Genomic DNA, 23,551 nt, shown 5'->3' with positions numbered 1-23,551 from the left:
GCCAAGACGGCCTCCGGTTTTGTATCGTTGAAGAACAAAGTGGCCCCGCCCGCACTCCCTGACCGGTGGGCGGGTCCACTTCGTTCTCCGCGCCACCCCCTCTGGAGACCCGATGGCCGCCACCACCCCGGCACCGCTCACCGCCCGCGCCCTCCTTCTCGACATGGACGGCACCCTCGTCAACTCGGACGCCGTCGTCGAGCGCTGCTGGCGCCGCTGGGCGGACCGCCAGGGCCTCGACGCGGACGAGGTGCTCAAGGTGGTCCACGGCCGGCAGGGCTTCGCGACGATGGCCGTCCTCCTCCCCGACCGCCCGATGGAGGAGAACCACGCCGACAACCGGGTGATGCTGGCCGAGGAGACCGCCGACCTCGACGGGGTCGTACCGGTCGGCGGGGCCGCCGCCTTCATGGCCGCGATCACGGACCTCCCGCACGCCCTGGTGACCTCGGCCGACACGGCCCTGGCCACGGCGCGGATGGGCGCGGCCGCACTCCGGATGCCGGAGGTGCGGGTCACGGCCGAGAGCGTCGGCGCCAGCAAGCCGGACCCCGAGGGCTTCCTCAAGGGCGCGGCGGCGCTCGGCTTCGAGCCGGCGGACTGCGTGGTCTTCGAGGACTCCGAGGCGGGGATCCAGGCGGGCCGCGCGGCCGGCATGCGCGTCGTGGGCGTGGGCCAGCGCGCGGCGGCCTTCGCACCGGACGTGCACATCGCCGACCTCACCCGGCTGCGGGTGGAGCAGGCGACGGACGGCTCGATCACGCTGACCGTCCTGGCGTAGCGCCTCCCCCACACCCCCCTCCCCCCCGCACCCCCTCGCACCTCCCCCACACCCCCCTCCCCCCGCACCCCCTCGCACCTCCCCCACACCCCCCTCCCCCCGCACCCCCTCACACCTCCCCCACACCCCCTCGCGCGCGACCGGACGTCCCGGTCGCGCGCGAGGCGTTTGCGGCGCCCCGCCCGCGAAGTCCGGAACCTTCCGACGCCCGGCGGAACCTGTCGCTCCATCAGGACACGTCACACCCCTTGATGTGACGTGTCCATGTCGCCACTCTGTTACCTGGCGCACCCCCCACCGAAACCTTGCGCCGCCACGATGGCCGGGCCCGCCGCCCGGCACCCCGCGGGGACGGCAGCCAGCCAAGGTCCCCCACATCAAGGGAGTTCACATGCCCATCGGCATGGTCTACGCGCGTCGACTCGCCGTGCTCGCCGCCTCCGCCACCCTCACCGTCACGGGCCTGCTCGCCACCGCCCCGGCCGCGCAGGCCGCGATGCCCACCCCGGTCAGCGCCGCGACCGCGCGCACCTACCTGGCCGCCCTCACCGTCAAGGCGGAAGGTTCCACCTCGGGTTACAGCCGGGACCTCTTCCCGCACTGGATCACCCAGTCCGGCACGTGCAACACGCGCGAGACCGTCCTCAAGCGCGACGGCGTGAACGTCGTCACCGACTCCAGCTGCGCCGCGACGAGCGGCAGCTGGTACTCCGAGTACGACGGCGCCACCTGGACGGCCGCCTCCGACCTCGACATCGACCACATGGTCCCGCTCGCCGAGGCCTGGCGCTCGGGCGCCAACTCCTGGACCACCGCACAGCGCCAGTCCTTCGCGAACGACCTCACGCGGCCGCAGCTCATAGCCGTCACGGACAACGTGAACCAGGCCAAGGGCGACCTGGACCCGGCGAAGTGGCTGCCCTCGCGGACGGCCTACCGCTGCACGTACGTCCGGGCGTGGGTGCACGTGAAGTACTACTGGAACCTCAGCGTCGACTCCGCCGAGAAGAGCGCGCTCCAGTCCGTCCTCAACGGCTGCTGACCGAAGTCCCCGCGACCGCAGCTCCACTGAGCGCACGTCAGCCACGGCCATCGAGGAGCGAACTCGGGAGTGAGCCTCGCCACACGCTCCTCGATGGCCGAATGTTGAACTTGCAAGTACTAGTGAGGGGTGCCTAACCTTACGGCCTCATCGGTTTCCGTCCCCCCGCGCCCCGTTCCCCACCGACAGGGCCAGGCCGAAGGAGTTCCCCCCATGACCGCCCAGAGCACCAGCACCCCCACGAGCGCCGCCGCGCCTCCGAGCACCAGCGCCCCCACGAGCCTCACCGCCCGCCTGAACCAGGCCCAGCCCTACGCCCTCGGCCTCTTCCGCATCGTCGTCGGCCTGCTCTTCGCCTGCCACGGCGTCGCGTCGCTCTTCGGCCTCATCGGCGGCACCGCGATACCGGCGGGCACCTGGCCGGGCTGGTACGCGGCCGTCATCCAGCTCGGCGCCGGCGTCCTGGTCCTGGCCGGACTCGGCACCCGGACCGCCGCCTTCCTCGCCTCGGGCTCGATGGCGTACGCGTACTTCAAGGTCCACCAGCCGGAGTCGCTCCTCCCGCTCCAGAACGGCGGCGAGAACGCGGCCATGTTCTGCTGGGCCTTCGCGCTGCTCGTGTTCACGGGCCCGGGCGCACTGGCCCTCGACCGACTCTTCGGCGCCGGCGAGGCAACCGAGGCGAAGGCGCGCGAGGACCGGGCGGCGCCGGTCACGGCCTGAGACGGGCTGACGCGGCCTGAGACGGCCTGTCGCTGGCTGACACGGCCTGTCACGATGGGGCCGGGATCCGCAGCACGGATTCCGGCCCTTTCCGGCCATGGGTCCGGCCCCGGCTCCGGCCACCGGTCCGGCCACGGGCCGCACATGCGGCCCGCACGGGCGAGCAGGACGCGAGCGGACACCCCACTGCGCGTGTACGACCGGGCCGCCGCCGCACCTCCCACCTCCTGTACGACAGAGCCGCCGCCGCGTCACCCGGGCATCGGCGCACACACCAGCCACCGCCCCCGGCACCCACCGACAGGGGGACTCCCGCGCCCGCGTAGGCTCTGGCCCTGTGAATCTGCTCGACAGCCTGGGCTCGCTGCGGTCGCTCACCGCCGGTCCATGGATCTATCCGGTGGTGGCGACGTCGATCCTGCTCGACGTCTTCCTTCCCGTGCTGCCGAGCGGCTTCCTGGTGATCACGGCCGCCACGGCGGCCGCCACGGCCACGGGCGCCTCCGCGGGCGTGCCGTCGCTCCTCCCGCTGCTCCTCTGCGCGGCCACCGCCTCCGTACTCGGCGACTTCCTGGCGTACCGCCTGGCCCTGCGCGGCGGGGCCAGGCTGGACAAGGCGATCGCGCGCTCCCGCCGCCTGTCGCTGGCGCAGGAACGTCTCGGCACCGCGCTCGCCCGGGGCGGCGGGCTGCTCGTGGTGCTCGCGCGCTTCGCCCCGGCCGGCCGCTCGGTGGTCTCCCTGGGCGCGGGCGCGGCGAAGCGACGGATCGAGGAGTTCCTGCCGTGGTCGGCACTGGCGGGCGTGACCTGGGCGTCGTACAGCGTGGGGCTCGGCTGGCTGGGCGGTCAGTGGCTGGGCGCGACCTGGTTCAGCGCGGGGGTGTCGACCCTCGCGCTCTTCCTGGCGGGCGGTCTCGCCGCGTACCTCATACGGCGTCCGGCTGCGGCTCCCGCGACCGCGTCCTGACGGCGGCGGAGTGCGCGCCGCGCACCTCAAGGCCGTCGAGGAGTGTCGCGGTGGCGTGGGCGATCTCGTCCACGGCCCGCTCGAAGACCTCGCGGTTGTGGGCGGCGGGGGCGCGGAAGCCGGAGACCTTGCGGACGAACTGCAGGGCGGCGGCGTGGATGTCCTCCTCGGTCGCCTCCTCGGGCAGAGCGGGCGGGCGGAGCGTCTTGATGCTGCGGCACATGCCTCCAGTGTGACGCGCCCCACTGACAATCGCCGGGGGACGGCCAGGGCGGCCACGGCGCCCCCAGCACCCAGCGGCCAGCGCCCAGCACCCAGCACCCAGCACCCAGCACCCAGAGGCGAACGCCCCCGCCCCCCACCCCCCTCCTCCCCCTTACCCCTACCCCAACCCGCCGAGTCCGCGTCTGCTCCGTGCGTTGATCTCGGCGGTGCGGGCGCGCAGCTCGTGCAGGGGCGTGGCGGGCTGGACGTCGGGGGGCTCCGCCTCCCACTCGCCGCCGCCGTGGACGGCGCGGATCCGGAAGCGCCCGGAGACGCTCTCCACATAGAAACCGACCCGCCCCGTGGCGGTGTCGCGGACGAGGTCACCGACCTCGGGCAGTGGCTGCACGCGTCCCCTCCGTCCCGAGTCCTGAAGCTTGGGGACACTCAGGGAAGCGCGGCGACCCCGCCCTGTCAACGTATCTCTAGAGATGTCCCCCGATGGATGGATCGACCGGGCGGGACGGCGTACAGGCGTGCCCCCGGGCCGAGGACCGCGCCGTAGGGTGTCCCGCAGACGAAGGGAGTGGTCCACCCCATGACTGATCAGGACAGCGCTCGCCGGCCCAAGTACCAGCGCATCGCCGACGAGTTGAGAACCGCGATCCAGTCAGGTGCCTTCGCGCCGGGCGATCGGCTCCCCGGCGAGAACGACCTCATGACGACCTACGACGTGGCCCGCATGACCGCTCGCCAGGCCCTGGCGGTGCTGCGTACGGAAGGGCTCACCGAGGCGCGCAAGGGCGCCGGGGTCTTCGTCCGGGCCTTCCGTCCGCTGCGCCGGCGGGGCATCCCCCGCCTCGCCGGGGACCAGTGGGGCAACGGCCGCTCGGTGTGGTCGGCCGAGGTGGAGGACCGGGAGCTGGTCGTGGACCAGATCGAGGTGGGCGAGACGGAGGCCGGCGAGCGGTTGGCGGGCGCGCTGGACCTGGCGCCGGGGGCGCCCGTGTGCGTCCGGAGCCGCCGGTTCGTCCTGGACGCCAAGCCGGTACTGCTGTCCGTGTCGTACCTCTCGGCGGAGCTGGTGCGCGGGACGGCGATCACCGAGCCGGACACGGGACCGGGCGGCACGTACGCGCGGCTCGCGGAGCTGGGGCACCGGCCGGTGCGGTTCCGGGAGGAGATCCGCTGCCGGATGCCGACGGCGGACGAGTCGGACCGGCTCTCCCTGGAGTGGGGGACGCCGGTGGTCCTCATCGGACGTACGGCGTTCACGGGGCCGGGGAGGGCGGTGGAGCTCAACGAGATGACGCTGGACTCGTCGTCGTACGTCCTGGAGTACGACTTCGACGCGTGACGCCCCGGACGCACCGGGCCCGGGCCACGGGGGACGCCCGAGGAGCCTGGATCTCGTCGTCCACGACGCCCTCAACCGGCGCGGACGACGTCGAACCGGAGCCCGGGGTCGGCGTGGGCGACGGGGCCGGGGAACTCGGCGGCGGCCTGGGCGACGGCCTCGGCCGGGCTCGTACCGGGTCCGACGTGGGTCACGACGAGGCGGCCGGCACGGGCCTCGGCGGCGCTGCGCCCGGCCTGCGCGGCCGAGTGGTGCCCGGAGGCCCGACCGTCGGCCTCGCAGAGGAACAGGTCGCAGTCCGCGGCGAGTTCACGGAGGGACGGGCACGGCTCGCAGTCTCCGGAGTACACGAGCGAGGCGCGTGACGCGTTCTCCACCCGCAGGGCGAAGGCGGGCATGCCGCCGTGTTCGACGGCGCGGGAGCGGAGGGTGAGCCCGCCGACGCGGGCGAGGTGTCCGTCGTACAACTCCTCCACGGCGAAGGCCTTTTCGACGGGGCTGCGCTCGGGTCCGTTGGTGAGGAAGGCGGCGAGCCGGTCGGCGGTGCCGGGCGGACCGAAGAGGGGGACGGGCAGGGGGACGTCGAGTCCCGCGTACAGCAGCGCGTAGTAGGCGGTGAGCAGGTCGGCGCTGTGGTCGGCGTGGAGGTGGGAGATCCACACGGCGTCGACCTCGCCGAGCGTCACGTACCGCTGGAGCTCGGCGAGGGTGCCGGTCCCGGCGTCCACCCAGAGCCGTACGCCGCCGCCTTCGACGAGATGGCCGGAGCAGGGGTTGCCGGGCCGGGGGAAGGGGGTGGCGGACCCGAGGACGGTGATCCGCAGAGAGCCGTCGTCCATGGGACCGAGTCTAGGCCTGATCGCGGACCGGTGGCCGGAACATGTGCGGGAGAGGTGAAGAGCGTGCGTATTCTGTGTGCTCGCCGGGCCCCATCGGCGGGCGCCCGGCAGGAACTGAGGGACATTCATGCTTCGCGTACGCACGCTCGCGGCCGTGACCGCGGCCGCCGCCTCCGGCATCCTGCTGCTGCCTTCGCAGGCGCAGGCCGCCGGATCGGTCCACCTGTACAAGATCTACTACGACAGCCCCGGCTCGGACAACCGGTCCAACGGCAGCCTGAACGGCGAGTGGGTCCAGATACGCAACACGACCGGCGCGGCGGTCAACCTGCGGGGCTGGACGCTGACGGACGCGTCCAACCACAAGTACACCTTCGGCAACTACACGCTCGGCAAGGGCAAGATCGTGACGGTCCGCACGGGCCGGGGCACGAACACCGCCGCGAACCTGTACCAGAACCGTGCCGCGTACGTCTGGAACAACGACAGGGACACGGCGAAGCTGCGCAAGTCGAACGGCACGACCGTCGACACCTGCGCGTACAACTCGACGCGGGTCGACTACAAGTGGTGCTGACCCCGCTCGACGGGTGAGGAACGTGGGCCCCGAGACCCGGGGCCCACGGGCACGCCGGCGAACCGAAGCCGCGCTCGCGCCCGCCCGGCGCGGTGGGCTACGACGCGGAGACCTCCGGCTCCTGCCGGGCACCGGGCACGCCGCCCCCGTGCTGCTGCACGTCCGTGTTGACCTGGCCGCCGAGGGTCATGACGTTGAGGGTCGCGGAGTTCTCGTTGGCGATGGCCTTCTCGACGCGGGAGACGAGGACGGCGAACGCCTCCCGCCTGGCGAGGTCGTGGTACGGCCCGACCTTGGTCTCGAAGTAGACGCGCTCGTGCCCGAGCAGCTGCTCGGTGGAGCGGTAGTTCTTCCACTGCTCCCGGTAGCGGTAGACGCTCTCCAGCGACACGGCGGCGACGACGATCACGCTGAGCACGGTGGCGGTGATCCGCGCGAAGTCCAGATCCACGTTGACGAAGACGGGCACGAGGGCCCCGCCGACGACGGAGACGGTACGCATCCGCAGATGCATCGCCTTCATCCGGGTCGCCTTGGCGTCGTACCAGGCCTGGTACTGCGCGAGCCTGGTCTCCATGTACCGCTGCGGCGTCATCTCGCCACTCTGCACGCCCGGTTCGGGCGAGTCCCCCAGCTCAGCCATGCGGGGAGTACACCGCCCAGGACGAGTCCACGTCAACTCGCACTGCCGCCCCGGCTCAGAGGTGGCTCTTGGCCTCATGGACGAGCGCACTGATCCCGTCGCGCGTCCGCACCCGCACGCGGTCGAGTTCGGCGCGCGTCCCGGCTCGCTGCAACTGCGTGATGTCGTCGAGCAGCACCTCCCCCTTCAGGCCCAGGGCTTCGTCCTCGCTCAGCATCTGCAGCCGGAACAGGGCTTCCTGGGCGACGGACCGAAGGTCGTAGGCCCGCACCCGCACGGCGTCCGGGGACTCCGGGGGCGGCGACTCGTGGCCGCAGAACCAGAGATGGACGAGGCAACGACGGTAGTTGACGAGGGCGCCGGCGTACGCGGTGTAGGCGTCGAGCCGCTCCTGCCGCAGCGTCTCACCCCGGGTGAACGCGTGCCCCTTGTCGGCCGTGCGCCGCTGGAACGCGAGCGTGATCCCCGACCCGAGCAGCGTCCCCACCACGGCCATGGCGCTGGCGATGATTGCTTCCACCCCACCACTTGATCACGACGGACGCGCCACGCCTACCCCTCATTCCGCCAGGACCCGCTCACGGACGGCGTCGAGGGCGAGACGCCAGGGGAATCGCGCGGGGTCGCCCTGCCCCGGCGGATGCGGTACGAACCCGCCGTCGCCGTGGAGCACCGTCACGCCGGCGCCGCGAAGCGTCCCGACGGACCGCTCGAACTGCGGATGCCGGGCGTAGGCGGCGTTCACGCACGGCATCGTGACCATCGGGATCCCCTTGCCGATGCCCTCGGCGACCACCCCGACGACGAACTTGTCGGCGATCCCGAGCGCCCACTGGTTGACGGTGCTGAAGGTGGCGGGCGCGACGAGAACAGCCGAAGCCGCCGGCCACTCGCCCGGCTCACCCGGCAGCCGGTAGTCCCAGCGCACGGGATGCCCGGTGAGCACGGCAAGCCCGTCGAGCGACCCCGCGAGCCAGCGGGCGGCGGTGGGCGTCAGCCCGAGACAGACGTCCCAACCGTCCGCCTGCGCTTCCTCGATGACACGGGCGATATCGAAGACGGGCTCGGCGGCGCAGGCAAACAAATACAAAGTGCTCATCCCGCAATCCGATCACAAGACCACCGAACAACCCACCACCGAACCCCTCCCCGCCCCGCAAGCCTGGCGCGACACGTCTCGGGCGCATGGAGGACCTGCAAACTACGAACAGTGCCCCCGCCCGAAGACCTCCGGCGCACGCGGTCCGGCGCCCTCGACGGCCTCCAGCGGGTTACCGGCACTGCGCTCGTGGTTGCAGCCCCCGTGCGTGAGACGCACCGCCCCACCACTCCACGGACGCGTCAGCTACACCCTGCCCGACAAAGGCCCCCAGCCATGATCGGCTGGGTGGAAGGTTCGAGCCGCCGACACCTGCTTTGCAGGTTCGATCGGACACACCGCAGTGTCAACTGCGGACGTCAGCCCTCGTCCGGCACAGCTTCGATCACGTCGGCCCACACGCGGGTGGTCCAGGGGTTGCCCTCCTCGCCAAGCCGGGCTGCCACGACATCATCGAGGAACAACGCGCCGGCGATATCCGTCGTGGTCTGCGGCCACCAGAGCGAGTCGCATTCGGTGCACAGGGAGAACGCCGCTCCATCGCTCTTGAAGCGGTAGCGGTGGAGCCGATCCTGGCCACAGCGTGGGCAGATGGGTGGCGTGCTCATGACTGTCACCCTAGGTCCAACTCTCGACGAGCACTGCCGCTGGGAGCTCGCCCGGAGTTGTCGAGCGCTCAGTCGTGGCGCCTGAGCCGATTCCGGCCGGACATCGGTAGCTCAGACGTCGTTCCCGGTCCTAGATCCTTCAAGTGCAGCTCGGCTGATCGGCTGCCCAGCGGAGGACGGCATCACGGACTGCGGCCTGGGAAATCAACCGAACCCCACCGCGCTCAGCGGCCGCACCCGCTTGGTGAACCACCTCATAGGTGTCGTCCTCATCGAGCAGGACTTGGAGGTACCAGTCGCCCTCATCGTGGTCGGTCAGCCACTGGAGAAGCAGGTGTTCCCTGTGCCGCAGCCCGGCAAGCATCGCCTCGATGGTGGGGGCGTCGGGGTCACGGACCGGCCGTCCGCTGGCGGCCAGCGCGACGAGCTTGAGCGGCCCGAGTCCCTCCTTCTGATGCCTGTCCCGGAGCCACTCCTTCTCCTGGCCTGTCAGGAGAGGCGGCGGTACGGGGGGTCCGTCAGGGTTGTAGACGGCTACGGGGTCCTCCGGATCGGACCACGAGCCCACCGTCCACAGGCGGTACGTGTGGACACCGCCCTCGGCCAGCGGCACCGCAAGCGTTTCCGGCGCGGGAGGGCCCGGGATGCAGCGACCCGCATCCTCCCCGTACGGGCCGCCATGGAAGACGGCGTGCATCCAGCCCTTCGGCGGTCTCCCGGTCGTGTCGAAAACGTCCTCCACCGTTCCCCCTTCGATGGCACCGCAGCCCACGCTCCCCAGGGGGGCAGAGCCCCGGTGACCATGGACGTTGATGTCAGATGTAGATGTCAAAGGCCCCTCGCCATGATCGGCGAGGGGCCTTTGCACTGGTGGGCGCGGACGGTTTCGAACCGCCGACATCTGCTTTGTAAGTTCGCCTGGTCACGCTGCCCGCCCCTCGGGGGCATACCAAGCCGCCACCACACTAGGTGCCAGCACGCCTCCGTGAGCCTTCAAGTGCATCGACGTTGCCGTCACAGACTTCCGTCAGCCCCGACGAGGTTTAAGGCCGCCTAGGGTCGATGCTTTTCGGCCCCGATTCGCCGCTTTCAGGCCGTTGGAGACGCACAGGGACTTCTGAATCGAACTAACGGTCGATTCCGGGAAGGCCCCCCGGGCTGGTCTTGCAACGAACTCTCGCATCCATTGGCAGGCGGCGCCGCGCAAGGTCATACTGTCCAGACGGAGCGTCAATTACCTTGGGGGGTAAGTTCAGTTGGTCGGTTCGGGGCGGAAGAAGACCGTTGCCTTCTATGAAATCGTTAGGCCGAAAGAGGCTGGCGACCCCCGATTTCCACACCTTGACTGGCCCACGGTCTTGCGGAATCTCGGGGAAATTGAAATGCGTCAGCGCCGGTACGTTCACGGCTCGGATGTGTACGTAGGTGACCCGATTTCCGTGCAAGGACGCCGCCATCTAGTACTCGCGCGGTTGAGGGATGGCGATATTCAACAAATCGATTGGGAACTCAGTCACATCTCCGACCTACGGCTTGATGGAAATCGCAGCGTCGTCGACACGACGATTGTATGCTTCCTTCCCTTCGGGAACGTAATCGGAGTCATCCAAGGTAGCGCGTCCGCGCCCCGCCCGACCGCATTGCAGCGTTGGCTTAACAGCATGAACGTTGTGCGAGAGGAGCTAGCGGTAATGCCCCTAGTGGGACAGAAAGCGTGGGAAAAGCTAAATAGCGCGGAAGCGGTCAATCTCTTTGAGATGCGACTGCGTCCCGGGCAGACGATGTTTCCATCTGACGCTGCTGGCCTAGGAGATGTTTCGCGACAGGTACACAAGCGAAACCCTGACGCTTTGATCACCCTTAATATGAAGATTCCAAAGCGGCGCGGCTTTGGCCGGGACACTTCGCGCTCACGGGGAGAGAGGCGACTTCGCGAAGATGTGCAACACTTCATTTCTGATTTCGGCAGTCTAGTTGGACCTGACGGCGCCGTCGATAGAGCGATTGCGCACGTGACGCTTTCGACCTCCGATGGGTCTCTAGTGGAAGACCAAATTAATTTCGTCTCTGACCATATCACTGCGCAAAAACCAGTCTTTCTGCGACGGAGCGAAGGGCAGGCGCCCTGGTATGAGGCTGCTGTGCACGCGGTGCTCGACGTAGCTCACGCTCACGATGCCGAGCTCCGGGACGCTGTCAGACCTATGCCCTAGGCTCTGTGCAGTCGATGGGGGGGCGTAGATGGCCAGGTGGATTCCAGGTGTTCGTAGGCTCCACAACCTGTGGAGTGAGCATCCCTCCGCGGACTGGTTGGGTGCGGCGCTCTGTGTCACTCTGCTCGGGTTCTGGCAGCAAGGTCACGTACTTAACGGCCATTCTGCCGATCAGCGAATGAACGTGTATGCGACCGTTGCCTCCGTCGCGGCCATTATTGGCGGATTCGGCACTGCCGCAATCAGTCAGTATGCAACGAGTTCCGGGCGCCGAATGACATTCCTGAGGGCCCGTTTCGGCGAAAGTCTGAGGCGTAATTGGGTTAGCATCTTGACCTCAATGACTGCCGTAGCCATAGGCCTTCTCGCCGTCATGCTGAGTGACACGAGGGAATCAATCGGGTGGCCAGGATGGGTGGTAGGGCTGCTGCTCTTCCTTGGTCTCTTTAGGGCGATTCGCTTGATCTGGCTTTTCAGGCTTCTTATCGATGTTTCGGACCACGATGGAACCAATCTGTCGACCAGTGAGCCGGTGCAAATCGTCGATCCGAGACGTGAATAAGTGCGATGTCCCATGCGCCGGTTCGATGGCAAGGGCGTGTGGATTTGGGCGCTCTATTTTCGCGAAGCCGCACGTGTGAGGGCCTGGCCGCCCTGGGACAGCAGGCCCTCGGGGCGGCGAGGCCAGAACTGTCCGGTAGTCGGATCCGGTCTACGGGGTTTTCGGGGCTCCAGCCGGGTGGTCGCCGGAGCCTCCGGGGAATGGGGCTCAAACCGTGGGCCGCACGCGGCGCTGTTCAGTCGTTTTCTGACCGCTTTGGAGCACTGTCGCTCGTGAACCCTCGGTGATGCAGGAAGGAGATCTCTTGAGCAGCTGGAGAATCAGCCGAGCTCTCCGGGTTTGTACCTGTCGATCTTCTTTGTGGCGGCGTTCCACACCCAGATCGCTGACTCTTGCCACAAGGTTGGAAGGGCATGGACCTGTTGAGCGAAGGGCGTTTCCCCAGGGCCCTCGCAAGGCAGACCGTTCTCCGGGTCTATCCAGTCGTCAGTAGGGGCCAAGGATGGTCGCCACGCGGGATCGCCGATCAAAATTGCGGCAAGACCTCCAAGCCTCCCGCAGCCCGACGGCACCCGGAAGAGGAAGACCGTGTACGGCGCGACCTGGGAGGAGTGCGACGCGAAGCGGCAGGAGCTCGTCCGACGGGACCGCCAGGGCATCCCGACCCCGACCCGCTCGGCCAAGCTCTCCGAATGGCTGCCGTACTGGCTGGAGCACTTCGTCAAGGACGACCGCAAGAAGACGACATACGCCAAGTCCGAGACCCACGTCCGCCTCTACCTGATCCCCAACATCGGGACCAAGCGTCTTGAGAACCTGGGGGCGGCGGACGTACGCCGGATGCTCGCCGCCGTCTCGGCAAAGGCGTCGCCGGCCACGGCCAAGGAGTCTCACCGCGTCCTGCGCAGCGCGCTCAGCGCCGCCTGCCGGGAGGAACTCATCAGCAGGAACGTGGTCAAGCTCGTACCGGCCCCTCGGGTGGAGCAGCGGGAGCTCAAGCCGTGGGCCTGGAACAGACGACGGCCTTCCTGGAGGCGGCGAGGGGAGACGCGCTGTACGCAGCGTTCGTCCTGGCCGTGGCGCTCGGGCTGCGCAGAGGGGAGGTCCTCGGGCTGCGCTGGTCGGACATCGATCTGGAACGCCGCACGCTCACCGTGCGGAACCAGATCCAGCGGGTGCAGAACGAGCTGTACGCGGACTCCACGAAGAACCGCCGAAGCCGTGCCATCCCCCTCCCCCTCATGTGCGTGCCACCGCTGCGCTGGCAGCGGCTCCGGCAGGCCGCACAGCGGGACGCGGCGGGGCAGGACTGGCAGGACAGTGACTACCTCTTCACCACGCGCACGGGCCGCACAGTCGAGCCGATGAACCTAAGCCGCTCGTTCCAGCGCATCACGGAGGCGGCCAGGCTCCCCCGGATCCGGCTGCACGATGCCCGGCACGGGTGCGCGACGCTCCTGTTCGCCGCAGGCGTGCCGGCGCGGGTCGTGATGGAGATCCTGGGTCACTCGCAGATCGCCGTCACGATGAACATCTACACCCACGTCTCCGACGAGCACCGGAGGGAGGCAATGGGCCACATGGACCGACTTCTGAAGCGCCGTCATTGAGTGAGCTCGCCGACGTGCCTTCCTGGTGCCTCTCCAGGAAGGCACGTCAACAGTCCCGGCCACTACGGACTTGGACAAATGGGTAGCTCCACGCACCGAAGCCCTCCACACTGAGGCGCATGCTGAGCAACGACGCCCTAGTGGACCTCGCCGCAGGGTGGATCGACCAAGCCGCCCTCAACGACACCAATCTCCAGGCAATCCGCTCCTTCAACGAGATAATCCCGATTAGCGAGCATCAGGGGAACCTCGACTCCGAACTAACCGAAGCCACGATCCGTAAAGCAACAGCGTGGGCCTTTGCCTACCGGCTGCAGATAGCCCAAAGCGACGGCAGGTGGCGGGTTCAGCTTATCCCGTACTTCGCGGACTCAAGCGGACACTCCACGCCTCCTAGAGTCGAGGATGTTTCAGAAACCGGTGTCGAAGTTTGGAGAAGGCTACACGAGAAAGTCACATCGAACTTCGGTAAGGCCCGCCTCAACCATCTCCTGTTCGACAGGAAGGTTGGCAATCCGCGTGAGCACGCTATAGCGGCCGCGCGCAGCCATCTCGACCTCTCCCGCCACTGGAGAACTGGTCTCGATAAGTCCGAGAGTTTGCATACAGCCCTTCGACTAGCGCGCGCAGTTGGAGCCGCGGAGCTCGCGAGCGAGGTAAGCAAAAGAATCCTGGAGGTGAACCGGGAGACAGTTTCAGCTGGCTACGACAAGCCTGGGGTGACACTTCGCCTACTCAGGCCACTGGCCTACGAGCGAAACCCCCCAGAAGGGCTTGCTGCCGCACTCGACTCGGCGATCGACGTATACGACTCCCCATTCACGAGGGATGAACTTCTAACCATCAAATTGAACCTTCACAAGAGCGGCGACAAAAGGAAGGAAGTCCAGGCCCATCAAGTACAGGTCTGGCTAAATGCGGCAGAGAGCGCGACAGGTCTCGTCAAAGCCGGACACCTCAAAAAGGCCCTGGAGCGGGCACAGGAATCCAACGACCCTGACCTCATCGGATGCGCAGCCTCAGCACTGCAGAAAATCCGCGAGGAGGATCTCGGTCTTTCCAGGTTCTCGACATCCAGCGCCGTCCCGCAAGAACAGTTCGAAAAAATCCTCAGCCCGATCACCGATTGCAGCGACTGGCGAGAGGCCTTGCTGAATTTCACCCTCGCCTATGGCCCAGCCGTCGGAACGGTGGACAATACGCGCACGAGGGTTCAAGAATTTATCGAGAATGCAACCTTCGCAAGCATACTCACCACTGAGATCATCGGGTCTGACGGCCTGCCACGCTTCACACCTAAGAGCGACTCCGACGTCGAAGAAATGAGGATGGCCCAACAGGAATCCTTCATGCTTCAACACACTGCACCAATCCTGGCTGCAGCCCTGCATAAAATCCCAGAAGCCCACGGCATTCCAACCGAACAGGAACTTACGGAGTTTCTCGCTCTCGGGAAATTGACGGATGAGGATCTTGCGGCCTCCATTTCTCGCTGCCTCATTCGCTATTGGACGGGAGATCCGGAGGCGGCAGCTTTCACCATCGCACCAAAGATTGAAACTCTAGTCAGGAATCTAGTAATTTCACTCGACGCTGGAGTCTACCGACTTCAGCGAAACGAGAAGCCAGGACAATATCCTGGATTGGGCTCCCTCCTGGGCACCCTCCGCGAAAAAGGACTGGATGAGTCCTGGCATCGCAACATTCTCACAATCTGCGGGAACCCTGCCGGAGGATGGAATCTAAGGAATGAAATCGCTCACGGATTCTTGGCAACCGTAGGGTCGCCGGCGGCTGCGATCTTGTTCCAGTGCGTGCTGTACCTCTGGACCCTTGGCCCCCAGTCGAGCGACGGGGCGGTGAACGAGCCCTCGGAGTCCTGACGTACGCGCTCGGACCGGACTGCCGTCAGCCGCTACCGTCAAAGGCCCCCGCAGCGATGAGCTGCGGGGGCCTTTGTACTGGTGGGCGCGGACGGTTTCGAACCGCCGACATCTGCTTTGTAAGAGCAGCGCTCTACCCCTGAGCTACGCACCCGTGGAAGAGGCAACAGCCTACATGGACCTGGGGTGGGTGCCGCAAACCGATACCTGGTGGGGGGGGTAGCCCCACCCCCGGCGCGGTGGGTCGCCGGATCGTGGGGGGTGGGGGTGCGGTCGTAGGTTCGGGGGGTCGTCGTTTCTTTCGGGGGTTGGTCGCCATGGCCGCAGGTCGTCCGTTGCTCGTGCTGCTCGCTTGTGGGGTCGCCGCGGTCTCGCTCGCGGGGTGTGGGGGTGCCGATGTCGAGGGGGCTCCGGTGGAGCGGCGGGCGTTCGCGTTCGGCGGGGACGTGCTGACCGTCGACTCGGACGATTCCGAGCTGGTGATCACCCCTGCCGACATCGACGACGTGCGGGTGGAGCGCCAGGTCGACGGGTGGGTGTTCATGGGGTCCGGGCCCGAGGCCAGCTGGAAGCTGGTGGACGGGCGGCTGACGTTGCGGGTGGAGTGCGACGCGGTCGCGGCCGACTGTTCGGCCGTGCACCGGATCCAGGTGCCGCGGCACGTCGCCGTCACCGTCGAGGACGACAACGGGGGCGTCACCGCCGAGGGCTTCGCCACTCCGCTGACCGTGCGGTCCGACAACGGGGACGTGCGGGTCACGAAGGCCGGGGGGCCGCTCGATCTCGCCAGCGGGAACGGGGGTGTCGTCGTCGAGGACGCCGTCGCCTCCCCGTCCGTCGCCGTGCGGTCCGACAACGGGGACGTGCGGATCGCCCTGCGCTCCGTCCCCCGTACCGTCGACGTCGTCACCGACAACGGGGACGTCACGGTCGAGCTGCCCAGGGCGGAGTACGCCGTCGCCGGCTCCAGTGACAACGGTGACGTACGGCTCGACGTGCCCCGCCGGGACGGGAGCCCGCACTCCGTGAGCCTGCGCAGCGACAACGGGGACGTCACCGTTCGTACGCTGAACTGACCGGGCCGTGTGTTCGTCCTTACCGGGTGGGAGAATGAACCGGACCGGGCACGGCGGACACAGCACGGGGAGTAGTACGTGGCGGCGAGTGGCGTGAGGGGCACATCGGCGCCCCGGATTTCGTCTGCGTTCCGACTGGCGGTCGCACTGCCCCTGCTGGTCGGCGCGCTGCTGCCGCACTCCTTCGCCGGTGGCGGGACCCGCCGCTGGTTCGGTGGGCGCGGGGAGAGCCAGCGGGCCGAGGCCCAGGCCGCGAAGGACGCCGCCGCCGCCGCCTTCTACGAGCTGGACACCGCTCAGCGCGGGCTCCGCATCTCCATCGAGACGATCACCGCCGTCGACAGCTCTCCCGAGGCCCGCCGCGCCGTCGAGGGGTTCGAGGCGCTCGGGCGGCGGATCGACGAGGTCAGTCATGTCTACATCGGTGCCGTCGACGCCCATGACCTCGATCGGGACGAGCTGGATGCCGCCGTCGCTTCGCGTGCCCGTGGCGAGCTGACCCGCGCCAAGGAGGAGCTCGAACGCGTCAAGGGTGAGCTGGACCGCTTCGAGGAGGGGCTCGCCCCGCTCCTCGGGCGCGCCGAGACCCAGCTCGCCCGGCTCGCCCCGGCCGTCGAGCGTGCCCGGCAGGCCCTGCGGGGCGCGAGCGGTGCCCTGGATGTCGTACGCGAGGGTGGGCTGCGCGCCGACGACCTCGCCGCGCGGCTCGCCGCGCTCGGGCCCGAGCTGACCCTGCTCAACGAGGGCGCCGGCCGCCATGGGGTCCCCGAGACCCTGCAGCGCGCCGACCGGGTGCTCCGGGACGCCGAGGCGGTACGGGCCGAGGCCGAGCGGCTGCCCGAGCGGGCGGCCGAGATCGACAAGCGGCTGGTGTCCCTCCGTACCCGCACCGAGGCGCTCACCACCCGCGCCGGCGGCGTCGAGCCCGTCCTGTCCGAGCTGCGGCGGCGGTACTCGGCCGCCTGCTGGCAGGACCTCCAGCACGTGCCGGAGCAGGCCGTCGTCACCCTGCGGCAGGCCGAGGAGCGGCTCGCCGAGGCCGGGAGGGCGCGGTCCGAGCAGCGCTGGCCCGACGCGACCTCGCTGCTGTCCACGGCCCGCGCGCTGCTGGACTCGACCGACGAGGCCGTCTCGGCCGCCGGTGAGCGGCTGCGTCGCCTGGACGCCGTCGCGAAGGACCCGAAGGCGGAGGTCGACCGCGCCCGTTTCGCCGTACGGGACGCCCAGCGGCTCGCGATGGCGGGGCGCAACACGCCCGATCCGCGGCACGCCCGGCCCCTGGACGAGGCCGTCGCCCGCCTCGACCGGGCCGTGGACGGTCTGGAGGGCCGTCACCCCGACTACTGGCACTTCCTGACCGAGCTGGAGGCCGTCCGCGCGTCGGCCGCCCGTGTCGTCGGTGGGATCCGGGAGGAGCGGGGCTCCGGCCACTGATGTCCGCCGGTCCCCGCCGCTAGCCTGTCCCCATGCCTCGTTACGAATACCGCTGCCGGACCTGCGGCGACACCTTCGAGCTCAGCCGTCCGATGGCCGAGTCCTCCGCCCCCGCGTCCTGCCCCGCCGGGCACGACGACACCGTGAAGCTGCTCTCGGCCGTGGCCGTCGGCGGGAGCGCGACCGCCGCCCCCACCGCTGCCCAAGGCGGTGGCGGTGGCTGCTGTGGTGGCGGCTGCTGCGGATAGCCCCCGCGGCGCCGTCGCGGTCAGGCCCCTGCCGCGGCTCTGAAGCGGCGCAGGATCTCCTCCCCCGCCGCGACGCCCCGCTCCGCGAGGACGTCGAGGTGGGGTGCCGTCCAGTCGCTGTCGGCCAGTTCCCCGTGGCCCGGGCGCCAGGCCCGGTCCGCGGCGAGCAGCAGGTCGGCGTCGAGGAGGGAGTCCCCGGCCGCCAGGGTGAGCGTGGCGCCGGTGCGGCGGGTGACCTCCCGGACCGCCGCGCTCTTGGTGAGCGGCTTCGGCACCGCGTACACCTTGCGGCCCTGGAGCGAGACGGTCCAGCCGCGGTCGCCCGCCCAGGCGCCGAAGCGGTCCAGCCAGTCCTCGGGGAGCCGCTCCCGTTCGACGACCAGGTAGGCGAAGAGGTCCTCGGCCACCCGGTGCTTGCGGACCCAGGACAGGTCCGTGGTGGCGGTGAGGTAGGCGCGGATCTCGGAGAGCGGCGCGCATTCGTCGGCGAGCCTGCGGACGACGGACTCGTGCCAGTCGCGGTCGGAGACGCCGTCGACGAGGATGTGCCCGCCGTTGGCGCAGATCGCGTACGCCGGGGCGGTGCCCGGGAGCTGGATGCGCTGGTACTGCTTGCGCGTCCGCGTCGTGGTCGGTACGAAGACGGTCTCGGCGGTCAGCCGCGCCAGGAGGCCGGCCGCGGTCTCGGTCATGTAGGAGAGCGGCTTCGACTCGTGGACCTCGACGCACAGCAGGCGGGGCGCCTGGGTGTCCGGCATGCCGAGGGCGAGGGCGGCGCTCGAGTAGATGAGGGTGCGGTCGAGGTCGCTCGCGACGAGGGTCGGGCCGGAGGTGGACGTGCTCACTGGGACACCACCGCCTTGCCGTCGGCGCCTGTCGCACCCCTCGTGTACTGGGGGTGGATCAGGCCGACGCAGCTGTACGGGAGTTCGTCGACCTCCTCGACCGGCACCCCGCGCTGCTCGGCGAGCAGCCGGACGTGCGCGAGGTCGGCGTCGGCGCCCCGCTTGGCGAGGATCTTCCAGGGGACGCGGCGGAGCAGGACGCGGGTGGTCTCGCCGACGCCGGGCTTGACCAGGTTCACGTCGTGGATGCCGTACTCCTCGCTGATGCGCTCGACGGCCGCCCAGCCCTCCCAGGTGGGGGTGCGGTCGGCGGTCAGGAGCTCCTTGACGTCCGTGTCGACGGTCGCGGCGACCTCGTCGAAGCGGGCGGCGACGGCGTCGAGGAAGGCCTCGGAGACGTCCGCCCCGGCCAGCTCCCGGTAGAACTTGGCGCCGTGGAAGTCGTTCGGCCCGACGAGGTCCGCGCGGAGGACCGTACGCGATATCAGGCCGGAGACCGTGGAGTTGAGGCAGGCGGAGGGGATGAGGAAGTCCTCGCGGGTGCCGTAGGTGCGGACGCAGGAGCCGGGGTCGGCGAGCACCGCGATCTCCGGGTCGAAGCCCTCGAACTCCCGCACCGCCTCGGCGAGTTCGCGGGTGATGGCGCCCTTGCCGGTCCAGCCGTCGACGAACACGACGTCCGCCGGGTCGTGGTGGGCGGCGAGCCAGCGCAGCGCGTTGGCGTCGATGCCGCGGCCGCGCACGATGGAGACGGCGTAGTGCGGCAGGTCCAGGCCGTGGCGGGCCTTCGCCCAGCGGCGCATGAGGACGCCGACGGGGGTGCCGGCCCGGGCCAGGGAGACCAGGACGGGGCGCGCGGACCGCTCGGCGAGGACGGTCTCGGTGACCGTGCCGACCGCGCGGGCGATGCGGGCGGCGGAGCCCTCCAGGGCGGAGTGGAAGAGCTCCTGGTAGCGCTCGCTGGGCTGGTACTCGACGGGGAGGGACTCGGCGTAGTGGGCGCCGCCGCTCTGGATGGCCTCCTCGCGCTCCTCGGTGGGGGCTTCGAGTTCGACGTCCGAGAGGTCCTGGAGCAGCCAGCCGACCTCTTCGGGCGCGTACGAGGAGAAGGCGGGGCCACGGAGGGGCTCGGGCAGCATGGAGCTCCTTTCGGGAGCTTCGGGAGCGTCGGTCGGTTCGGTGCCGCGGACCGCGGGGGTGTACGACGGGACGACCGCGAGCACGACGCGCGGGACGTGCGCGGCGAGCTGCGCGAGCAGGCCGTCCGGGGCGTGCAGGGCCGGGGTGTCGGCCGCGGAGTCCACGACGAGGACGACGGCGTCGAAGTCCGCGCCCGCGACGTTGTAGGCGTAGCGCTCGCCGGGGCCGTCGGCGGGGTCGTCGTGGGCGGGGAAGACGAGCCGGGTGCGTATGGCGTAGCCGGGGTCGTCGACGGCGAGGACGGGCGAGCGGGTGGTGGTGGAGCAGCGGACGTCGTGGCCGGCCTCCTCCAGGGCGGTGCCGAGGCGCAGCGGCGCGTACATCAGCTCCTCGAACCCGAGGACGAGGGTGCGGGGCCGCCCTGCGGGGGCCGGGGCGGGCAGGGCCTCGGCCAGTGCGGTCGCCATCCGCGGCAGCGCCGCCTCCAGGCGTTCCCGGTGGGAGGTCGTGAAGCCGTGCCGGCCGCCGTCGGGGAGTTCCTCGGGCCAGCCGAGCTCCACCCGTACGGGCGCGTGCCGCGGCGGGGGTACGGGGGCGGGGGCGGGGGCGGGGCCCTCCCGTTCCGCGACGAGGGCCTGGCCCTTCTCCAGGACGCCCTCCGGGAGGCGGACCGTGCCCGCGGCGCCGGCGATCAGGTCGACGCGCGCGCCGATCTCCGTCGCGAAGGCGTCCAGGCGGCCGAGGTCGGCGGCGGAGCGCATGTCGACGAGGGCCACGACCACGTACCGCCCGCGCGGGTAGCGCGCGTGCAGGGCGCGGATGGTGTTGAGGACCGTGTTGCCCGTGGAGAACTCGTCGTCGACCAGGACCAGCGGCCCGTCGCCCGCGAGCAGCTCCGGGTCCTCGGGCAGCAGCAGGTGCGAGGTCGCGTGGGAGTGGGACTCCTCGAAGCCGCCCGCGCGGGCGACTCCGGCCACCGGGCGGCGGGTGGAGTGGAGGTACGGGGCGAGGCCGAGGCCGTCGGCGACGGCGTGCCCGAGGGCGGTGGCGGTCTCCGCGTAGCCGAGGACGACGGACCGGGCGGCCTCCGCGTCGCCGAGGAGCTCCCGTACACGCCGGCCGAGGCCGAGGCCGGAGCCGTACACGACGGAGGGGCGCTGCGGCACGTGCTTGCCGAGCACGTTGGAGACCAGCAGGTGCGCGCGCTTGGGGTTGCGGCGCAGTGCGAGGCCCAACAGGGCCGGCAGCTCCTCGTCGCCGATCAGTTCGACGCCCAGTCGCTCCGCGACCCACGTTCCGGTCCACACCACGTCGTCGACGTCCCTTCGTCAGCCGGCCAGGCCGGCGGTGAGCAGATCCACGAAGCCGACGTCCTCCCGGGCGACGCCGAAGACCTCGGCGCGCAGGAGGGTGCGCTCGGCCCACGCGCGATGCGGCTTCACCTCGTTCATCTTGTTCGTGTAGGCGGAGCGCAGCACTCCGCCGCCGTCCCGGTCGGGCCGGAGGATGTCCTGGGCGTCGCTCCACTCCTCGTGGCTGACGACGGACAGGGCGTGCACCGGCACCACGTGGGTGGGGTGGATGCAGGTCTTGCCGAGCAGGCCGTTGGCCCGGTCGAGTTCGATCTCGCGCAGCAGGCCGTCGAGGTCGTGCTCGATGAGCGCGGTGCGCAGGTCCTCGGCGCGGCCTTCGAGGAAGGGGCTGCGGCGCAGCTGCGGCTTGAACATGCGCTCGCCGAGGCGGAAGTACTCCCAGACGGGCCCGGTGACGGTGAAGCCGGTGCCGTCGGAGCGGCCGAGGACGTTGACGACGTCGGCGATGACGTTCGCGACGATCTTGATGTCGTACGCGGTCATGTCGGGCGAGCGGCGCAGGCCGTAGGCGGAGCAGAAGTCGGTGACGCCGAGCCGGAGGGCGAGGACGCGGTCGCGGTACTTGTCGGTGATCGAGGCGATCCCGGCGAGGGTCTCGGCCCGGGTCTCCAGGTGGAGGAGTTCGGGGGACTCCAGGACGGGCATGGCGAAGAGGCGCCTGCCGGTCGTCCGCTCGGCCTGGGTGAGCGCTTCGAGGAAGGCGTGGCCGCGGGACTCGGTGAACTTGGGCAGTACGAATCCGGACAGCAGGCGCACGGAGTCGCCGAGGCGGTCGACGAGGTCGGTGATCTGGCGAGGTTCGCGGACCCGGATGAAGAGCAGGGGCAGGTCCGTGGCGGTGTCGGCGGCCGTCACGGTCCCCTCGGTGTCCGGGGTTCCCTCGGCGCGGGCGGCGCTCCTCGCGGTCCCGGCCGCGCCGTCCGGGTCCGTGACCGTGCCCGCCGCGAGGTCGGCGAAGTGTCGGACCAGGTTGGCCTCGCCCGCCTCGACCTCGGCGTCGCTGATGGAGTCCTCCAGGCAGAGGACCATGGAGACCACTCCGCGCCCCGCCTGTTTGCGCACGGCGTCGGCCAGCCGGGGCCGGGTGGCCGGGCTGTAGAGCGTCGCTCCCAGGGCCACGGCGAGCGTGCGGGCAGGCGAGTCGTGCGTGAACTCGGCCGGCTCGCGGTGGAACAGCCCGGCCCGCGTTGCGGCCGGGATGTGCCCGAAATGACGCATGTAAGTCCCCCGTCTGCCTCTCCGGGCCCTGATGACATGTGGCCGGTAATAGTACGTAGGTGCGGGTGTCCGTAGTTCCCTCAGTGCATGAAATTCAGGTAACTCGTCAGCATCCGTCGCCCCGCCGCGGTATCCGTGTCGCCCCCGCGTTGTCCGAGGGTCGGGCGGGAGGGCAGGATTGCGGTCATGACGCACGCGATGCTGAAGGGCTCCAACGTCCCTCTCGACACCGCGGCCGTACGGGCCGTGCTCCGCTGGACCCCGGGCCCCGGGGTCCCCGACGTGGATGCCTCGGCCCTGCTCCTCGGGCCCTCCGGCCGCGTGCGGTCCGACGAGGACTTCGTCTTCTACAACCAGCCGCGCCACCCCTCGGGCCTGGTGCGGCGGCTGCCGAAGAAGCGGGTCTCCGAGGGCCTGACGGACACCGTCGAGGCCGATCTGGCCGCACTCGACCCCGCGGTCGACCGGGTGGTGATCGCGGCCTCCTCCGACGGCGGCACCTTCCGGTCCGTCTCCGACCTGCGGATCCTGCTGTACGACGCGGTGGCCGGGCCGGAGCGCGAGCCCCTGGCGCTGTTCGACGTGACGGCGGAGACCGGCGAGGAGACGGCCGTCATCTGCGGCGAGCTGTACCGGCGCGGGGACGGCTGGAAGTTCCGGGCCGTCGGTCAGGGCTACCCGACGGGGCTCGTCGGCCTCGCGACGGACTTCGGCATCTCGGTGGACGAGGACGCCGCCCAGGACGCCGCCCAGGACGCCCAGGGCGCCTCCGGGGCCCCGGAGGCCGCGACGGCCGGCGGTTCCGCCGCCACGGGCTCCACCGGCGCGCACGACCCCGACAGCGACCTGACCGTGGTCCACACCCCCGTACCGCCGCGGCCGGCCGTGCCGCCGATGCCGGACCGGGCGCCCGCCTACGGCTACCCCCAGCCGCCCGTGGACGCCCCGGCGCCCGCCTACGGCTACCCGCAGCCCCCGGTGGACGACCCGGCCCCCGCGTACGGCTACCCGCAGCCGGTGGGCGCTCCCGAGCGGAACCCGTCGCCCGAGTTCCGCATGCCGCCGATGGGCCCCCAGTTCGTCCGGAGCTGAGCCGGCCGGCAAGACAC

The 23,551-nt window shown here is 70.0% G+C and carries 22 protein-coding genes, 1 tRNA gene and 1 pseudogene; 12 read left to right on the top strand and 12 right to left on the bottom strand.

Features of this window, described 5'->3' with window-relative positions; translation table 11 throughout:
* Positions 1 to 112: 112 nt before the first annotated feature.
* From ABTY59_RS06690 to ABTY59_RS06675, 4 genes are all read left to right on the top strand, one after another.
* Positions 113 to 781 carry an HAD-IA family hydrolase gene (locus ABTY59_RS06690; protein ID WP_352017791.1) on the top strand — a complete coding sequence of 223 codons (669 nt, stop codon included), beginning with the start codon at positions 113 to 115 and terminating at the stop codon, positions 779 to 781.
* A 397-nt stretch (positions 782 to 1,178) separates the two neighbouring features.
* Positions 1,179 to 1,823 carry an HNH endonuclease family protein gene (locus ABTY59_RS06685; RefSeq protein WP_352017932.1) on the top strand — a complete coding sequence of 215 codons (645 nt, stop codon included), beginning with the start codon at positions 1,179 to 1,181 and terminating at the stop codon, positions 1,821 to 1,823.
* 213 nt (positions 1,824 to 2,036) lie between these two features.
* Positions 2,037 to 2,546: a DoxX family protein gene (locus tag ABTY59_RS06680; protein WP_352017790.1), complete on the top strand. Its 510-nt coding sequence runs from the start codon at positions 2,037 to 2,039 to the stop codon at positions 2,544 to 2,546.
* A gap of 337 nt (positions 2,547 to 2,883) precedes the next feature.
* Positions 2,884 to 3,513, top strand: coding sequence for a DedA family protein (locus tag ABTY59_RS06675; protein ID WP_403533286.1), 630 nt, complete (start codon positions 2,884 to 2,886; stop codon positions 3,511 to 3,513).
* On the opposite strand, the gene ABTY59_RS06670 is transcribed toward ABTY59_RS06675, so the two are convergent.
* Both ABTY59_RS06670 and ABTY59_RS06665 read right to left on the bottom strand, forming a co-directional pair.
* Positions 3,473 to 3,736 (bottom strand): DUF2277 domain-containing protein, encoded by a 264-nt coding sequence (locus ABTY59_RS06670; RefSeq protein ID WP_352017789.1) that lies wholly within the window; start codon positions 3,734 to 3,736, stop codon positions 3,473 to 3,475. The genes ABTY59_RS06675 and ABTY59_RS06670 overlap by 41 nt on opposite strands.
* Positions 3,737 to 3,895: 159 nt before the next feature.
* Positions 3,896 to 4,126 carry a hypothetical protein gene (locus ABTY59_RS06665; RefSeq protein WP_352017788.1) on the bottom strand — a complete coding sequence of 77 codons (231 nt, stop codon included), beginning with the start codon at positions 4,124 to 4,126 and terminating at the stop codon, positions 3,896 to 3,898.
* Positions 4,127 to 4,315: 189 nt separating this feature from the next.
* Here ABTY59_RS06665 and ABTY59_RS06660 point away from each other — a divergent pair, with 189 nt between their 5' ends.
* On the top strand, positions 4,316 to 5,074 hold the full coding sequence (locus ABTY59_RS06660) for a GntR family transcriptional regulator (RefSeq protein ID WP_352017787.1): 759 nt from the start codon (positions 4,316 to 4,318) through the stop codon (positions 5,072 to 5,074).
* 71 nt (positions 5,075 to 5,145) lie between these two features.
* Here the strand turns inward: ABTY59_RS06660 and ABTY59_RS06655 are convergent, their stop codons facing one another.
* Positions 5,146 to 5,913, bottom strand: a complete 768-nt coding sequence (locus tag ABTY59_RS06655) for an MBL fold metallo-hydrolase (protein WP_352017786.1) — start codon at positions 5,911 to 5,913, stop codon at positions 5,146 to 5,148.
* Between the two features lie 127 nt (positions 5,914 to 6,040).
* Between ABTY59_RS06655 and ABTY59_RS06650 the strand changes: the two genes are divergently transcribed.
* Complete coding sequence (locus tag ABTY59_RS06650) at positions 6,041 to 6,490, top strand: lamin tail domain-containing protein (RefSeq protein WP_352017785.1); 450 nt, start codon at positions 6,041 to 6,043, stop codon at positions 6,488 to 6,490.
* A 97-nt stretch (positions 6,491 to 6,587) separates the two neighbouring features.
* Here ABTY59_RS06650 and ABTY59_RS06645 read toward each other — a convergent pair whose 3' ends face one another.
* From ABTY59_RS06645 to ABTY59_RS06625, 5 genes are all read right to left on the bottom strand, one after another.
* Positions 6,588 to 7,133 (bottom strand): DUF4231 domain-containing protein, encoded by a 546-nt coding sequence (locus ABTY59_RS06645; protein ID WP_352017784.1) that lies wholly within the window; start codon positions 7,131 to 7,133, stop codon positions 6,588 to 6,590.
* 55 nt (positions 7,134 to 7,188) lie between these two features.
* Positions 7,189 to 7,653 (bottom strand): plasmid transfer protein KilB, encoded by a 465-nt coding sequence (kilB, locus tag ABTY59_RS06640; protein ID WP_352017783.1) that lies wholly within the window; start codon positions 7,651 to 7,653, stop codon positions 7,189 to 7,191.
* A 39-nt stretch (positions 7,654 to 7,692) separates the two neighbouring features.
* Positions 7,693 to 8,232, bottom strand: a complete 540-nt coding sequence (locus ABTY59_RS06635; RefSeq protein WP_352017782.1) for a flavoprotein — start codon at positions 8,230 to 8,232, stop codon at positions 7,693 to 7,695.
* 359 nt (positions 8,233 to 8,591) lie between these two features.
* Positions 8,592 to 8,840 carry a hypothetical protein gene (locus ABTY59_RS06630; RefSeq protein ID WP_352017781.1) on the bottom strand — a complete coding sequence of 83 codons (249 nt, stop codon included), beginning with the start codon at positions 8,838 to 8,840 and terminating at the stop codon, positions 8,592 to 8,594.
* 139 nt (positions 8,841 to 8,979) lie between these two features.
* A complete protein-coding gene (locus ABTY59_RS06625) occupies positions 8,980 to 9,582 on the bottom strand; it encodes a hypothetical protein (RefSeq protein ID WP_352017780.1) in 603 nt (200 codons plus the stop codon).
* Positions 9,583 to 12,140: 2,558 nt separating this feature from the next.
* On the opposite strand from ABTY59_RS06625, the pseudogene ABTY59_RS06620 reads away from it, so the two are divergent.
* Positions 12,141 to 13,225, top strand: a pseudogene (locus ABTY59_RS06620) (tyrosine-type recombinase/integrase).
* Positions 13,226 to 13,344: 119 nt separating this feature from the next.
* A complete protein-coding gene (locus ABTY59_RS06615; RefSeq protein WP_352017779.1) occupies positions 13,345 to 15,108 on the top strand; it encodes a DUF4209 domain-containing protein in 1,764 nt (587 codons plus the stop codon).
* Between the two features lie 79 nt (positions 15,109 to 15,187).
* Here the strand turns inward: ABTY59_RS06615 and ABTY59_RS06610 are convergent.
* Positions 15,188 to 15,262 (bottom strand) — tRNA-Val (locus ABTY59_RS06610).
* Positions 15,263 to 15,425: 163 nt separating this feature from the next.
* On the opposite strand from ABTY59_RS06610, the gene ABTY59_RS06605 reads away from it, so the two are divergent.
* The 3 genes from ABTY59_RS06605 to ABTY59_RS06595 all read left to right on the top strand — a co-directional run bounded on the left by ABTY59_RS06605 (position 15,426) and on the right by ABTY59_RS06595 (position 17,866).
* On the top strand, positions 15,426 to 16,184 hold the full coding sequence (locus ABTY59_RS06605; RefSeq protein ID WP_352017778.1) for a DUF4097 family beta strand repeat-containing protein: 759 nt from the start codon (positions 15,426 to 15,428) through the stop codon (positions 16,182 to 16,184).
* Between the two features lie 117 nt (positions 16,185 to 16,301).
* Entirely contained in the window at positions 16,302 to 17,618 is a 1,317-nt protein-coding gene (locus ABTY59_RS06600; protein ID WP_352017930.1) for a hypothetical protein, read from the top strand.
* A gap of 32 nt (positions 17,619 to 17,650) precedes the next feature.
* Positions 17,651 to 17,866, top strand: a complete 216-nt coding sequence (locus tag ABTY59_RS06595) for an FmdB family zinc ribbon protein (protein WP_352017777.1) — start codon at positions 17,651 to 17,653, stop codon at positions 17,864 to 17,866.
* 20 nt (positions 17,867 to 17,886) lie between these two features.
* Here ABTY59_RS06595 and ABTY59_RS06590 read toward each other — a convergent pair whose 3' ends face one another.
* Genes ABTY59_RS06590 through ABTY59_RS06580 form a run of 3 tightly spaced genes read right to left on the bottom strand, consistent with a single transcriptional unit; the run spans position 17,887 to position 22,442 of the window.
* Positions 17,887 to 18,711 (bottom strand): HAD family hydrolase, encoded by an 825-nt coding sequence (locus tag ABTY59_RS06590; protein WP_352017776.1) that lies wholly within the window; start codon positions 18,709 to 18,711, stop codon positions 17,887 to 17,889.
* Positions 18,708 to 21,161, bottom strand: a complete 2,454-nt coding sequence (locus tag ABTY59_RS06585; protein WP_352017775.1) for a phosphoribosyltransferase — start codon at positions 21,159 to 21,161, stop codon at positions 18,708 to 18,710. Before ABTY59_RS06585 ends, ABTY59_RS06590 begins: the two co-directional genes overlap by 4 nt.
* Before the next feature lie 18 nt (positions 21,162 to 21,179).
* Positions 21,180 to 22,442 (bottom strand): HpcH/HpaI aldolase/citrate lyase family protein, encoded by a 1,263-nt coding sequence (locus tag ABTY59_RS06580; protein WP_352017774.1) that lies wholly within the window; start codon positions 22,440 to 22,442, stop codon positions 21,180 to 21,182.
* 186 nt (positions 22,443 to 22,628) lie between these two features.
* Between ABTY59_RS06580 and ABTY59_RS06575 the strand changes: the two genes are divergently transcribed.
* Positions 22,629 to 23,534 (top strand): TerD family protein, encoded by a 906-nt coding sequence (locus ABTY59_RS06575; RefSeq protein ID WP_502995334.1) that lies wholly within the window; start codon positions 22,629 to 22,631, stop codon positions 23,532 to 23,534.
* The last annotated feature ends 17 nt before the right edge of the window (positions 23,535 to 23,551 follow it).

Origin of the sequence: Streptomyces sp. NPDC096079, from assembly GCF_040303145.1 — a bacterium.
In the GTDB taxonomy this organism is placed as follows: Bacteria; Actinomycetota; Actinomycetes; order Streptomycetales; family Streptomycetaceae; genus Streptomyces.
This window is presented reverse-complemented; position numbering and strand designations above follow the sequence as displayed.

Bases quoted from the DNA above. Each gene is read 5' to 3' on its own strand.
- ABTY59_RS06690 (WP_352017791.1), top strand. From the start codon at position 113: ATGGCCGCCACCACCCCGGCACCGCTCACCGCCCGCGCCCTCCTTCTC.
- ABTY59_RS06680 (WP_352017790.1), top strand. From the start codon at position 2,037: ATGACCGCCCAGAGCACCAGCACCCCCACGAGCGCCGCCGCGCCTCCG.
- ABTY59_RS06670 (WP_352017789.1), bottom strand. From the start codon at position 3,736: ATGTGCCGCAGCATCAAGACGCTCCGCCCGCCCGCTCTGCCCGAGGAG.
- ABTY59_RS06660 (WP_352017787.1), top strand. From the start codon at position 4,316: ATGACTGATCAGGACAGCGCTCGCCGGCCCAAGTACCAGCGCATCGCC.
- ABTY59_RS06655 (WP_352017786.1), bottom strand. From the start codon at position 5,913: ATGGACGACGGCTCTCTGCGGATCACCGTCCTCGGGTCCGCCACCCCC.
- ABTY59_RS06650 (WP_352017785.1), top strand. From the start codon at position 6,041: ATGCTTCGCGTACGCACGCTCGCGGCCGTGACCGCGGCCGCCGCCTCC.
- ABTY59_RS06645 (WP_352017784.1), bottom strand. From the start codon at position 7,133: ATGGCTGAGCTGGGGGACTCGCCCGAACCGGGCGTGCAGAGTGGCGAG.
- ABTY59_RS06635 (WP_352017782.1), bottom strand. From the start codon at position 8,232: ATGAGCACTTTGTATTTGTTTGCCTGCGCCGCCGAGCCCGTCTTCGAT.
- ABTY59_RS06630 (WP_352017781.1), bottom strand. From the start codon at position 8,840: ATGAGCACGCCACCCATCTGCCCACGCTGTGGCCAGGATCGGCTCCAC.
- ABTY59_RS06615 (WP_352017779.1), top strand. From the start codon at position 13,345: ATGCTGAGCAACGACGCCCTAGTGGACCTCGCCGCAGGGTGGATCGAC.
- ABTY59_RS06605 (WP_352017778.1), top strand. From the start codon at position 15,426: ATGGCCGCAGGTCGTCCGTTGCTCGTGCTGCTCGCTTGTGGGGTCGCC.
- ABTY59_RS06595 (WP_352017777.1), top strand. From the start codon at position 17,651: ATGCCTCGTTACGAATACCGCTGCCGGACCTGCGGCGACACCTTCGAG.
- ABTY59_RS06580 (WP_352017774.1), bottom strand. From the start codon at position 22,442: ATGCGTCATTTCGGGCACATCCCGGCCGCAACGCGGGCCGGGCTGTTC.
- ABTY59_RS06575 (WP_502995334.1), top strand. From the start codon at position 22,629: ATGACGCACGCGATGCTGAAGGGCTCCAACGTCCCTCTCGACACCGCG.